This window comes from Clostridium sp. CS001 (genome assembly GCF_020443565.1).
Classification (GTDB): Bacteria; Bacillota; Clostridia; order Clostridiales; family Clostridiaceae; genus Clostridium_AD.
In genome coordinates this window covers 149,008-161,306 of the sequence record NZ_JAIZZN010000003.1, presented here as the reverse complement: position 1 = coordinate 161,306, position 12,299 = coordinate 149,008, and the positions used below count along the sequence as shown (strand labels likewise).

The 12,299-nt window shown below is 29.1% G+C and carries 18 protein-coding genes; all 18 read right to left on the bottom strand.

The features are described 5' to 3' along the window. Positions 1 to 211: 211 nt before the first annotated feature. The 18 genes from pseI to fliW all read right to left on the bottom strand — a co-directional run bounded on the left by pseI (position 212) and on the right by fliW (position 12,293). Positions 212 to 1,267, bottom strand: coding sequence for a pseudaminic acid synthase (pseI, locus tag LGK97_RS03650; RefSeq protein ID WP_226258380.1), 1,056 nt, complete (start codon positions 1,265 to 1,267; stop codon positions 212 to 214). A 4-nt stretch (positions 1,268 to 1,271) separates the two neighbouring features. Beyond that, a complete protein-coding gene (locus LGK97_RS03645) occupies positions 1,272 to 1,856 on the bottom strand; it encodes a formyltransferase family protein (protein ID WP_226258379.1) in 585 nt (194 codons plus the stop codon). Between the two features lie 49 nt (positions 1,857 to 1,905). Continuing rightward, entirely contained in the window at positions 1,906 to 2,643 is a 738-nt protein-coding gene (locus tag LGK97_RS03640) for a cytidylyltransferase domain-containing protein (RefSeq protein WP_226258378.1), read from the bottom strand. Positions 2,644 to 2,800: 157 nt separating this feature from the next. Next, on the bottom strand, positions 2,801 to 3,058 hold the full coding sequence (locus LGK97_RS03635) for a hypothetical protein (protein WP_226258377.1): 258 nt from the start codon (positions 3,056 to 3,058) through the stop codon (positions 2,801 to 2,803). A gap of 18 nt (positions 3,059 to 3,076) precedes the next feature. Further along, positions 3,077 to 3,253: a hypothetical protein gene (locus LGK97_RS03630; protein WP_226258376.1), complete on the bottom strand. Its 177-nt coding sequence runs from the start codon at positions 3,251 to 3,253 to the stop codon at positions 3,077 to 3,079. Positions 3,254 to 3,390: 137 nt separating this feature from the next. Continuing rightward, the gene (locus tag LGK97_RS03625) at positions 3,391 to 3,579 is read right to left on the bottom strand and encodes a hypothetical protein (protein WP_226258375.1); all 189 of its coding nucleotides are present in this window, start codon (positions 3,577 to 3,579) and stop codon (positions 3,391 to 3,393) included. A gap of 141 nt (positions 3,580 to 3,720) precedes the next feature. After that, positions 3,721 to 4,719: a DUF2920 family protein gene (locus tag LGK97_RS03620; RefSeq protein ID WP_226258374.1), complete on the bottom strand. Its 999-nt coding sequence runs from the start codon at positions 4,717 to 4,719 to the stop codon at positions 3,721 to 3,723. A 60-nt stretch (positions 4,720 to 4,779) separates the two neighbouring features. After that, positions 4,780 to 4,995, bottom strand: a complete 216-nt coding sequence (locus LGK97_RS03615) for a hypothetical protein (protein WP_226258373.1) — start codon at positions 4,993 to 4,995, stop codon at positions 4,780 to 4,782. Positions 4,996 to 5,007: 12 nt separating this feature from the next. After that, positions 5,008 to 5,355 carry a hypothetical protein gene (locus LGK97_RS03610; protein WP_226258372.1) on the bottom strand — a complete coding sequence of 116 codons (348 nt, stop codon included), beginning with the start codon at positions 5,353 to 5,355 and terminating at the stop codon, positions 5,008 to 5,010. Positions 5,356 to 5,384: 29 nt separating this feature from the next. After that, a complete protein-coding gene (locus LGK97_RS03605; protein ID WP_226258371.1) occupies positions 5,385 to 7,184 on the bottom strand; it encodes a motility associated factor glycosyltransferase family protein in 1,800 nt (599 codons plus the stop codon). Positions 7,185 to 7,303: 119 nt separating this feature from the next. Then, positions 7,304 to 8,131 (bottom strand): flagellin, encoded by an 828-nt coding sequence (locus LGK97_RS03600; RefSeq protein ID WP_226258370.1) that lies wholly within the window; start codon positions 8,129 to 8,131, stop codon positions 7,304 to 7,306. A gap of 283 nt (positions 8,132 to 8,414) precedes the next feature. Further along, positions 8,415 to 8,756 (bottom strand): hypothetical protein, encoded by a 342-nt coding sequence (locus LGK97_RS03595; RefSeq protein ID WP_226258369.1) that lies wholly within the window; start codon positions 8,754 to 8,756, stop codon positions 8,415 to 8,417. A 35-nt stretch (positions 8,757 to 8,791) separates the two neighbouring features. Further along, entirely contained in the window at positions 8,792 to 10,450 is a 1,659-nt protein-coding gene (gene fliD / locus LGK97_RS03590) for a flagellar filament capping protein FliD (RefSeq protein WP_226258368.1), read from the bottom strand. Positions 10,451 to 10,465: 15 nt separating this feature from the next. Further along, positions 10,466 to 10,861, bottom strand: coding sequence for a flagellar export chaperone FliS (fliS, locus tag LGK97_RS03585; RefSeq protein ID WP_413228413.1), 396 nt, complete (start codon positions 10,859 to 10,861; stop codon positions 10,466 to 10,468). Between the two features lie 12 nt (positions 10,862 to 10,873). Further along, positions 10,874 to 11,164 carry a hypothetical protein gene (locus tag LGK97_RS03580; protein WP_226258367.1) on the bottom strand — a complete coding sequence of 97 codons (291 nt, stop codon included), beginning with the start codon at positions 11,162 to 11,164 and terminating at the stop codon, positions 10,874 to 10,876. 73 nt (positions 11,165 to 11,237) lie between these two features. Next, the gene (locus LGK97_RS03575; protein WP_226258366.1) at positions 11,238 to 11,585 is read right to left on the bottom strand and encodes a flagellar protein FlaG; all 348 of its coding nucleotides are present in this window, start codon (positions 11,583 to 11,585) and stop codon (positions 11,238 to 11,240) included. A gap of 16 nt (positions 11,586 to 11,601) precedes the next feature. Next, entirely contained in the window at positions 11,602 to 11,817 is a 216-nt protein-coding gene (gene csrA, locus LGK97_RS03570; protein ID WP_226258365.1) for a carbon storage regulator CsrA, read from the bottom strand. 50 nt (positions 11,818 to 11,867) lie between these two features. Beyond that, positions 11,868 to 12,293, bottom strand: a complete 426-nt coding sequence (gene fliW, locus LGK97_RS03565; protein ID WP_226258364.1) for a flagellar assembly protein FliW — start codon at positions 12,291 to 12,293, stop codon at positions 11,868 to 11,870. Positions 12,294 to 12,299: the final 6 nt, after the last annotated feature.

The following is a 12,299-nucleotide window of genomic DNA, read 5'->3' as shown; positions in this document are numbered from 1 at the left end:
CTTTTCATTTTATAGAATAACAGAAGATTAATATTCCTCTTATAAAGCTTTTCAACCACTGGCTCCCAATCTTTTCTTTAAATTGTTCGATAAAGATTTATTTGTTGTAATTTCATCATATATACTATGATATTCGTATGATTTCTTAAATAGTTTACATTTATTTAATGATAAACAAAATGATTAGTAGAATTAACTACTAATCACTAAATTAATTGTCTATTAACTTCCATTCCATAGGAGTTCCTTTATTGATATCTTCATTTGCCACTTTCCCAATTATGTCATTATAATATCTAGTATGCATACCATAACCTGGTCTTATAGATTTCACATTGCTCTCTGTAAAACAATCTCCTTTTTTAATATCCGTAACAACAAATAGCGACCTAGAAAATGTCCTGCTATTTTTCATTTTATTAGTCAAATTATAAGTAACATTCCCTAAAGCCTTTTCAATATCCCTTATTGATTTCACCATAGCTTTTAGTTCATCTGGTTCTAAAGAAAACGCCGCATCTGGCCCGCCATCTGCTCTACATAAAGTAAAATGTTTTTCTATAATTTTAGCTCCAAGTGCTACCGCTGCTATAGGTACAGAAATGCCTAGTGTATGGTCAGATAAACCTACTACTACATTAAAGGTTTCTGCTAAATTAGGTATAGTCTTTAAATTCATATCTTCTAATGGTGCTGGATAAGCACTTGTACACTTTAATACTGCTATTTGTTCATTTCCTACTCTTTTACACGCATCTATAGCTTCCTGTATTTCACTTAATGTAGCAATTCCTGTTGCTAAAATCATAGGTTTTCCTTTTGATGCCATATATTCTATTAACGGAATATCTGTGATTTCAAAAGAAGCCACTTTATACGCTGGGACATCCATATCTTCAAGAAAATCAACTGCTGTTTTATCAAAAGGCGAAGAAAAAAATATTAATCCTTCTTCTTCAGCAATTTTTTTTAATTTTGGTTGCCACTCCCAAGGAGTACAAGCCTCCTCATATAAATTATAGAGGGTTCTTCCATCCCATAAAGTATCTTGTTTAATTTGAAAATATTCATTGTCACAATCTATAGTTATAGTATCGGCTGTATATGTTTGAAGTTTTATCGCATCAACACCTGCTTTAGCAGCTTCTTTTATAAGCTTTACTGCATTATCAAAACAATGAAGATGATTAGCCGAAATTTCTGCTACAATAAACACAGCACTATTGTTAGATATAATTTTATTATTTATTTCAATTGTTTTTGCCATATAATCACCTTTTATTTTTTATATTTTTTAACTCTAAGATGTTAATATCCCATTTTTCTATTTTATGTTTTATGTTTTTAAAATCCTTTATGAAATGCTTACTTCCTCCCTTATTCTGTGGTGTTGATACTATATTGTTATTCTTAATATCATACCAATTTTCTTTAAATAAACTTTGCATTTCCTCATGTAACTTGTCATAACTTGATTTTAATGTTTCTTTACTCTCATCAAAAAAGATTTCTTTTTGCAAAAGTATATTTCCTGTATCCAATCCTTCATCAATAAAATGGATTGTAACTCCTTTGGGCGTATTTTCTAAAAAGCTCCATAAATTCGGAGAGGCTCCTCTATTCCATGGAAGTAATGACGTATGTAAATTTATAATTCTGTTTTGCATATAATCTATTACATCTTTTTTTATAATGAACTTATAATTGTAACTTATTATTATACTAGGGTGTATTTTCTCAACAGTTATTAAATCTATCTTATCTTCGTATAAAATAACATCTTCATTTTTTTTATATTTAAGCCATTTATATAACTTATATGAAATATTATTGTTAGTTAAAAAAAGTATTTTCATTCTTCACCTTTTAAAAATATATTTTCATTATTTATTCACTTTAAATCAATTATTTTAGATTTTTTTGTTCTGTATTACTATTAATATTGTTTAATTCAGGATGAAACCTATATAACTGTAAGATTTCATTCATATTAAAATAAATTTTATCTTCCTTATAAATAAAATTATATATTGTTTTTATTAATTCTAAATCTTCAATTGTATCAAGTGTCCATCTTAAATCTGAATAGTCTATATTATTTTTATATTGTTCCAATCTAAATATTTTAGGACTAGCCCAAATATATGGTGTAACATGTTCTCTATCCCTTTGACTCACCGCCTCATTAAATGCTTTTTCTAATGTGCCGAAACTAAATACTTCTGTATCTAAACCTCTTGGGTAGGTTCTTTCTATTGTATTACTTACATAATCATATTTATCCCTATTATTTATATAGTACGAGATTATTTTTTCAGTAATCTCACTATCAATAAGTGGACAATCACTAGTAACTCTTACAACTATATCTGCATTATTTTCTTTAGCTGCATAATAATATCTAGATAAAACATCTTCTTCTGAGCCTCTAAAACATGTAACTTCTAATCTTTTAGCTTCTTCAACAACCTCATTGTCTTTTTCTAATGTTGTAGTTGCAATAACTATTTTATCTATATTTTTCACTCTTTTTAATCTATCTATATCATGTTCTAAAATTGTTTTACCGCATATTTTTTTAAGAATTTTTCCTGGTAATCTGGTAGAACCAATTCTAGCTTGAATTATACATATTACGTTCATTTTAAATATCACCGTCCTAAGTAATTATATTCAGCTCTAATCTAATACTAAATCTCTAAGCTATTCTTAAGTTGTATGTTACCATTCTTAGAAATTATACTTTTTTCACTTCTTCTAAATCCATTTTCACTGTCCCTTTTATCCTGGCCCACTTACTTCAATTTATAAATCTCACATTTGGATTTTTTTCTATTTCTTTTTCTATCTGTCTTTTAAAATATAAATATCCATCTGCAGTATTTAACATATTTCCATCTACTACTAAAACTTTTTTATAAAAACCATCTTCTGCAACCTCATTACCTGTTCCTACATGACTTTTGTTATCTAAATTTTCATATCCTTTTAGCTGATTACATACAGGCTCCTGCCAATCTATTATGGTAATCATATCTGGCTTAATTCCATTTTCCATAAGTGTTCTTAACGCTCTTCAAACGGAAAATATTTTAACTTTTCCGTTCAATTTTTTTAATGTATTTATATTATAATCTAAAGATGATCCAGCTGCTACTATTATTACTGCTTCTCCCTTAATATTTATACTATTAAAAAATTCTTTAATTGTAGCAGTTTTTAACCTTAAGTTATGTTCATAACTTTCACTCATAACTTCACTAAATTTTTCTACAGCTATTCTAGCTACATTATAATCTTCAAGTACATTTTTTAAAGATATTTATTCATCTGAAAGTAATTTAACAGAAGGTTTATATATGAATATATCATCTACCAACTGTGCTACATTCACAAAACCCTGTAAAACTTTTGTGAATAGTTATCAAATATCTTTACTCTTTTATCTTTTCTTATATCATCTAAAATACCTAAATCATCGACTATATCTAATATTGCTTTATCTGAATTAAATATATATATTTTGCAGTTTTTATTGCATTTTTTTAATAACTCTTTGATGTGATAACCAAGCCCCAAACCATAAACCACTACAACGTCTTTATCTTTATAAAACTTCTCATTAAGCTCTATAAATTTCTCTCCCTCTTTTGCCGGTTAGTACTTACCATAAATAAATTACTTCCAATTAATAAAGTTGTATTAGTTCAATCTTCCTATTCATAAATAATCATTTTTTAACTGTATAAACTCTGGTAAAATATCATCGTAATTTATTAAATATTCCCCTTTATTAGTTTTTATATTTACATTATCTTGTAAACTTATAAAATTACTATTTCCAAAATTCTTCTCGATTTTCTTATGTATAAGATCGAATAATTTTAAAAAGTCTGCACCTAAACCATGATTAGTCGATTTAAATACATCCCCATCAACTTCATTTAAAGATATTTCGTTATATTCACAGTTCTTTACCGCTTTACAAAAATCTCTTTTTTCAAAATTACTTATAAGATTATCCGTAGTTCCGTGGTAACATACTATTTTACACGTATTTTTAAAATTAGAGTATATGTGTTCTAAACTTAAAAGTTCTTTATCAATATTCATTTTTTTTGCTAAGTAATCAAATTCAATATTTAATGTAAATCTATCTACATTATGAATAAAATATCTATTACCTTTCAAATAAGCAGGGTATATCCAAGCAGAATTATCAATAATTAAAGAAAAAAGTGTAGGAGCAAAAGCATTGCATAGATATGCTAGATACGCTCCATGAGAATGACCATATGCAATAATCTTTTTAGCATTGAATTCGTATCCATTATCATATAGTATGGCCATAACCCTTAATACAGCGGTGATATTATCTATTGCCTGCATTATGCCCATATCATTAAAATCATTTAATGTTTCACCGGATAAGTCTGCATATACTTTAACATTTAAATTATATTTTATTGCATTTTTAAGAAACTCATCAAAATCTAATTTACCAGTTATATATATGTTTTTTATATCTTCTTCAGTAAAAATTTGTTTCATTTGATTCATGTCCAAGTTTGACACAACAATTTTATCTGCTAGTTGCATAAATTGCCATCCAAAATAATCACATTGTATAGTTACTAAATTATATTTGTCTGCAAACTCATTTCTCATTTTTTTATAAACATTTGAACTGGCATTTCCACCAAATCCAGCAATAAACAATAGTATGCCTGTATCTGAATTTATTCCCCCATCCGGCTCTGAGAAATATATATTAAATCATCACCTGCGGTGCTGCAATATTAACAACTTTGGAAGCAGATTTAGACTGCTACCAAAGTAATTTTTCTGGGCTAGGCAACTGCCACTTATAGAAGATGGCAGACTTGAAGCTTCCAAAATGTTGTTAAATTTTCTATTTTTATAATTATCTTTTACTTTATTATGAGTATATATGCTGTTATGTGCAAATTCTGAAATACAATATTCTTTAGCCATTTTGCCTCCTGTTTAATTTGCTATCGCCTTATTAATATTCTTCTGAATATCCCCAAGTACTGGTGTTAATTCATATTTAAATAAATCTCCAATTAAAATAAAGTCTCCATTTTCTAAAGCCTCAACTATTTCACTTAACTTTTCATTCATGTGCTGTAAATTCATCTCTTGTTTATGTATGTCTTTTGTAACCATTAATGCATCACTCATCCATTGCATCCCTTCTGTAATAGGTGAAATTAAATCACAACCTTTTTTATCTTCTCCTGCCTGGAAATATTCTACTGCCTTATCTATTCCATTTATCAAATTCACCATGTATTCACTTACGGTTTTTAAAGTGTCAAATTTCTCATTCATGTGTAATTCCTCCAATATATTATAAACTTTTATGTTAAATCTTTTTTAACTTGTTCAAATTCTGTTTTTGCGTAATTCATTACTTCTAAAAGCCCCTTGTATATTGCTTCACTTTTTAACGCAAGTCTCTTACCTTTTTCCTTCTCACTTTCCCCTTGTTTTTCTTTAAGTTCAGCTGAGAACATAATTTTTGCCACTAGTGGTGCATACAATTTTTTGATGCTTTGTACTTTTTCAACTTCCTTATTTAATTTAGAGTCTATCTTGTCTAACTCACCTAAGATATAATTTATATCTAATAATATATTTTCATCGTAATATTTATACATCCTAGAAGTATGCACAAGAGCAGATTTACATATTCCTTCTATGTTTTCTATGGACTTTATAAATTTCTTTATATTTTTATATACTATTTGCTTATTTACTAAACTTTTTTTACTTAGTATATCTTCTAAATTTTTATCTATACATTCACTATACGAGTATTCATCGATAGACTGCTGTAAGGTTTTTACTGATGTTCCTTTGATATTGGCGCCTCCCTCTGTACTATTAATAAAATTAACATCTTTATAAACTAAATTCATTTCCTCTATATTTTTTCTATAAAAATCTAATATTTTTGTAGTAGTAACTTTCTTACCATATATATCATCTACTTCTATATAATTATCGTTTTCTATAATGTTGTTACTTTTACTAATGCTCGCACTTTCTACATGATATTTATTATTTGTATAAGCTAAATCTTGACCTATAAAAATAATATTACCACAACCTAAATATGCACCTAAACTTATGCAGATATGCGCTACAGATCCCCCTTGCCACAAACTATCCACCTCTAGCCCTAATAGTTTATCAGTTGTATCCTTGAAGTCTATATCTTCAAAAAATATTTTTTCACCCTCATATTCTTCCACCATTTTATAGTTACTTACCTCACTAAAAACTAATGGCACATCACTATTCAATGCCTTCTCGATTACTTTATAAGAAGCATCTCCTGGATCTATTGAACATACAAAGTCTGGTTTTATACCTTTTTCTAAAAGTGTATTTAGCGTTCTTCCTCCAGTTATAATAATAAACTTATCTTGAATATCCTTTAATAAATGGATATTTTTTTCTAGCGAAGGACCAGCTGACACGATTATAGCAGACATCCCTTTGAATTTATCTTTGAATTTATTTATTATATTACTGTCTACTATTTTTTTAATGTTTCTTGCATAGCACTTAAAAAACTGTTTTGAAAAATTTAGTGAAGTGCTTATCTGTATAAGGGAATCATGTACAAATCCAATAAATTGTTTGCTAAATTCCATATACTCTTTGCCATAGACTTTATCATAGTTTGCATAAGTCACAATCTCCGCATTGCTAATTTCTACATCTTTTATAATTTCATTTAGAATTATTTTCATATTTGATTTTTCATAATTTATTATAAATACTCTATCATCTTCAAATATATTTTCTATACTATTAGATAGTATATTTTCTATTAATATTTTTTCATCTGGTTCTATAATAAGAATTTTGCTAGTCCTTGATGCTTCATTTAATAAATTTATAATATGTTCTCCTGTGCCAAATCCCCATACTATAATAATGTTATTAACATTTATTGCTTTTATAGTAGATTTAAAAGTATCAATATCTCTATTCACTGCATATTTGCTTCCCAAATATATAAGTTTACCACCTATGTTTATCCTTATTATTTTTTTATTATCCTTACTAGTTTCTATTTTATATCTTTCTTCGTCTTTTAACGTAATTTGTTTCAGATAATTTAATATTTCTTTATTATTTTCATTCATATATAACTCCTCCAAAACTATGCTCATATATATATCGTACAAAATATAAAATACTTTACAAAGGAAAAAAGGAACAGAAATTATTTCTGTTCCTTTCCACTCAATTATTATTTTTCAAATTATCTTAATAATTGAAGAACTCCTTGAGGTTGTTGGTTAGCTTGAGCAAGCATTGCTTGAGCAGCTTGTTGAAGTATATTGTTCTTTGAGAAATTCATCATTTCTTTTGCCATGTCTACATCTCTTATTCTTGACTCTGATGCTTGTAAGTTTTCAGATGATGTATTTAAGTTGTTTATTGTATGTTCTAATCTGTTTTGTACTGATCCTAGGTTTGCTCTTTCAGTTGATACTGTTGTTATTGCAGTATTTACTGCAGTAATAGATAATTGAGCATTTGTAGCAGTGTCTATTTTTATTGCAGAAGCTACTGCTAAACCTGTTGCTGTCATTGTTTTTATGTTTAAATTAATTGTTTGGTCTTTATTCGCACCAACCTGGAATTTCAATGCTGCAGTAGCGCCTGAAAAAGCTCCAGCCATAAGTGTCTTTGTATTGAACTCTGTTTGAGTTCCTATTCTTGTAAGTTCTGCTTGCATTTGAGTGAACTCTGTTTGAAGAGCTGCTCTATCTTCAGTTGTGTTTGTTGCAGTTGATGATTGAACTGACACTTCTCTCATTCTTTGAAGAATTGAGTGAGTTTCATTTAAAGCACCTTCTGCTGTTTGGATTAGAGAAATAGCATCTTGAGCATTTCTAGATCCTTGATCAAGTCCTCTGATTTGTCCTCTCATTTTTTCTGATATTGCAAGTCCTGCGGCATCGTCTCCAGCTCTATTGATTCTTAAACCTGAAGATAATTTTTCCATTGACTTTCCAGCATTAGCTGTATTTCCTACCATTTGTCTGTGTGAGTTCATAGCGTTTAAATTGTGATTGATTATCATAATATATTCCTCCTTGAGTTTTAAGTGCACTTCCTTGCACACTATTTTTATTTAAAAGCCTTTAAGACTAATAAAACTTGGTCAGCTGAAAACCTACCGTTAATGTTTATTTTCAACTCCTACTAATACTATCGTAAATATGATTGCATACTTTATAGTTTTTAGAAATTATTTTTATATTTTTTTGGATTATTCGTAAATTCATTTTATTTAGTTTACTATCATTAATTATTATTAAATATCACTAAAAAAACAGTGGAAAACTCCACTGTTAGCCTACCTGTTATATTTTCTTATTAAATGTTCCTACATTATCATAAAAACTCTTATTATAATTACTATTAGCATTTTTAGTTTGTTGGATTTTATTTAGTTCATGTTTTGTATCCTCTTTACTTTGCTGCATTAGTTCTAATAATTTGTGCTGTATATTTACTATATCTAGTCCATTACATATATCTGTAAATTCCTCCGAGGTATATTGCAGTTTTTCCATATTTTCAATAACTATTTGTCTACTATTCAATAAATTGTCTAATTTATGTACTTTCTCCTGCTGCAAAGCGTCAATAAGCTCTATAGTCACCTTTTTAAATTGCATCAATTCCTGTGTTAATTCTTTCATTAAAACCACTCCCTTACATACAATTTAGAAGGATTTTATTGTCCCCCACCCATCTGTTGTGCTAACCAACTTGATTGGGAATTCAGCTTATTCATAGCTGTTTCTAATTTTGAGAACCTTAAATAAAAGCTATTCTCTCTAACTGCTAGACTTTTTATCATTTCATTTATCTTTGCATCTTTCTTTATAATATCCTCAGATAATAAAGATTTAAATTCGGTTGTATCTCCTTTTATACCTGCTCTTTCAATCAAAATACCCTTTTTACCATCAGAATTTCTTGTTGTTCTTGTATAATCTTGCAAAATGTCACTTATTCTTTGAAATATACCTTGCTCTTCATTTCTTTTGCTTTTTTCATCACTGCCAGCATTAGGATTATATGAAGTTGTAGACTCCTTTGTAAATAACTGTATAAGCTTTTCGCCTTTTGTTTCAATAGCACTTTTCAGTTTTTCCTCATTTATTATAATCTTCCCTCTTTGAGTTGTATCTGGTGATGTCGATAATCCAATTTCAGAAAGAGATATGCCTGCATCTTTTACTTCATCAAAGAAAGCCCTTCTCATTGAGGTAAGCATGTTGTCGAGGCCTGGGTCGCCTTTTAAAAGTCCTACTTTAGCCTTAGTCTCCCATTGTTTAATTTCATCTTCCTTCATTTCTTTCCTTTGTTCATCAGTAAGTGGAAGATACTTATATTGCTTCTTTTCATCAGTTTTTCCGCTAACCTTTTCCACTAATTCATTGTATTTTTCTATGAACCCCTTGATTTTATCATAGGTGTTTTGCGAATTAGCAGAAACTGTGATATTGGTTATGCCTTTCTTTGTTAATGTATAGTTAACTCCATCTATAGAAAAATCATTCCCAGGTTTTGTAACATCAATTCCTACTATAGAACCTGGAGGAGTTATTTTAACTATAGCATCTATTCCAGCCGTTACATTTCCACCTTTAGCTACAGTTAAATTAAATTTTGTTAAAATCCCCCCCTTTCCTACTTCTACTTCGTTTTCTGTTACTGCTAAAGATGCTTTGTTATATCCTGTTTGTAAACTCTCTATACTAAATTTTTGTGTTAGTTCACTATAATTTAGTTTAACTTCCCCACCGGTACCTTTGTTAACTGCATCCATTAATTGTGATACTGTAGCTTCTGATGATATTGTAGTGGTTCCTGGTATTGTAGGCGTTACTGGGTCTGTAGGATTTGCTACCTTTAGTATCATTTCTTTTGGTTGGCCAGCAGCGTCGTTATACTTAAATGTTAAAGTTTCAGTAGCTACAATACCTAATTCACTTAATTTTGTAGATTTATTTGCCGTTACTTTGCCACCTTCTATTTTGTCTGGTGTAGCTAACTCCGTTACTTCCACCTTATACGTCCCAGCCACAGCTCCCGCCGACACTGTAGCACTAACCCCAGCACTTTCCCCTGCTATACTGCTAGTAGCCGTTATATCAAATCCCGAATAGTTGCTTTTACGCAAAATATTGGTATCTGGTTTTAGCAAATCAAAATATGTGTTTTTCATAGAAGCTGTATCTGATAATATATCCCTGTAAAGTTCTTGCTTCCACGCTACCATTTGCCTATCCTGTTTCATCTTATCCACTCTCATGGTATAAGGTTTCATCATTTGCTTTATCATAGTATCCGTATCCATTCCTGTAGCCATACCAGTAATTCTCATTTAATCCAACCCCCTCTATTTATTTACCTTAGATAATTTATATGCTTCACTCCAAATATCCCTAACCTCTTCGATTAGTGGAATTATTTCATTCATAATTTTTTCACTTTTCTTAATGTTAGCATCTGCAAGTCTTCTTATTATAAAATCGTATATACTCATTAAATTTTGAGCCCATACTCCTCCAATATTTACATCTAATGTGGTCATTAGTTCATAAAATATATTTTGAGTTTTTATAATGTGTTCATGAGCCTTTTTAACATCTTTATCTAAAATAGCTTGTCTACCTATTTTAGAAAACTTTACAGCCCCATCTACCAGCATTAAAAGCAATTGATCCTTTGATGCGAAATTCACACTATTGTTTTTATAAGTATTAAATGCATTTGCCTGTGTGTTCATTGCCATATTGCTTCACCTCTACTTTTTAGTATCAATAAAATGACCTATATCCATTTGCTCTTTTTCTAAGTTTTCTTTAAAAACTTCTACCTCATATTGCTGGTTTTTAAAGGCCTTCACAGTTATTTTATGGTCATTATTATATTTTAAAAGCTTGTCCTTAAATTCCTCGTAAGAACTGGAACTATCTTTAGGATTTCTATCCTTATTTACAGTTATCGAATCTTTTCTATGAATTACACCAGATTTTGTTGTATCTTTAACTCTCTGCCTTATTTCAACATCAATTTTATTTAATTTAAATTCCATAACATCCCTCCTAAATCTTCCATAAAGGGTTATTCCTTTTATGCTAAACGGTTATGCTTTTTATTCTAAAAAATTATGCCTTTTTATATATTAAAACACCAGCCATTTCACACATTTTAGCTACCATATCTAAAATCTTTTTTGAAGGGATTTCTTTTATCACTTCTTTAGTATTATCATCAATTACTCTTATAATCATTTGATTAAGTACATCATGTTTTTCATATTGTAGATGTGTACCTTGCCCCTCTAAAACCTTATTTATCTTACCTACTGCATTTTTAATCTCTATTTCGTTATTTTCTTTTTCACCTAATGAATTATTATTTTCCGTTGAATTTGAAATTTTAATGTTTTGTGGTGCTTTATAAAATCTATCTATTTCTAATGGCTTGCTTTGACTAATACCCCCAATATCCATGTTTACCCCCCGTATTTTATTTCTTTAACTTTTTCAAAGCTGCTGCATCAAAAGTCATTGCGTTTTGGTTTTCATCCTTGACTTCCTTGTAAAGCTCTGTTCTTAAAATGCTAATTTCCTTTGGTGCATTTATAGAGATTTTTACAGTGCCATTTTCAACTTTAACTATGGTTATTTCTACATCTTCTCCTATTAACAGTGATTCACCCTTTTTTCTACTTATTACCAGCATTTAGACCTCCTCCTTGCGCCTCTTTGGAGTCCATAGCAATTATTATTATTTTATATTTCAAATAGTGGCTGTTTTATTTTATATTTATCATTATCTAATATTAATTGTTCCCCTAATTTTTCTTTTATATTAATAATAATGGGAGCTTTTAAATTAGTAGTCATATCTTCAATTTTTGAATTTAAAGTTACTGTAGTTAGAACTAATACGTCTTCCTCATTATCAATTTGAAGTTCTTTAATAAGTGTGTCTGGTATTTTAAATTGATAATCCAAAGTGATAGTGAATGGAGATATCAGTACCAATCCAACTTCAACATCTTCAATAGAATGTAATATAGTAAAATCTTCATTACTTTCTAAAGGGAAAGTTATAAAGTTTTTAAGCTCCTTAAACCCTGGTAGACCTTTCTTGAATATTATAACATCTTCGTCATTGTAGGTCACAATTCCATGATGCCTAGTAACTATCTCCATATTGCA